This window comes from Bacillus sp. SIMBA_005 (assembly GCF_046535585.1).
Lineage (GTDB): Bacteria > Bacillota > Bacilli > Bacillales > Bacillaceae > Bacillus > Bacillus pumilus.
The window spans coordinates 1-273 of record NZ_JAWRWI010000381.1 but is presented as its reverse complement, the minus strand read 5'-3'; the positions used below and the strand labels follow the sequence as shown (position 1 = coordinate 273).

The following is a 273-nucleotide window of genomic DNA, read 5'->3' as shown; positions in this document are numbered from 1 at the left end:
CGCGAGGCTCTGGACCGGGTGGACATGCAGGTATCTGGCAACTTGCTGGTGATTCGCATGAAGCCACGCCCGTCGGGCCAGAAGGGCGGCGGCGGTCCGGTGACGCTGCGCCTGTCCACCGACGACGTGCGCCGCGCGACGCTTGCCGGGGGCGGATCGCTCCTCATCGACCGGATGAAGGGGGTGCGCGGCGAGGTGACGCTGGGCGGCGGGGGCGACCTGACGATCGGTGCGGTCGCGCTCGACCAGTTCAATATTCTGCTGTCGGGCAGC

At 70.0% G+C, this 273-nt stretch carries 1 protein-coding gene; it reads left to right on the top strand.

Annotated features, from left to right (window positions below; genetic code table 11):
• Positions 1-273: GIN domain-containing protein (locus SB660_RS20550; protein WP_410584180.1), on the top strand; the 273-nt coding region annotated here is incomplete at both ends.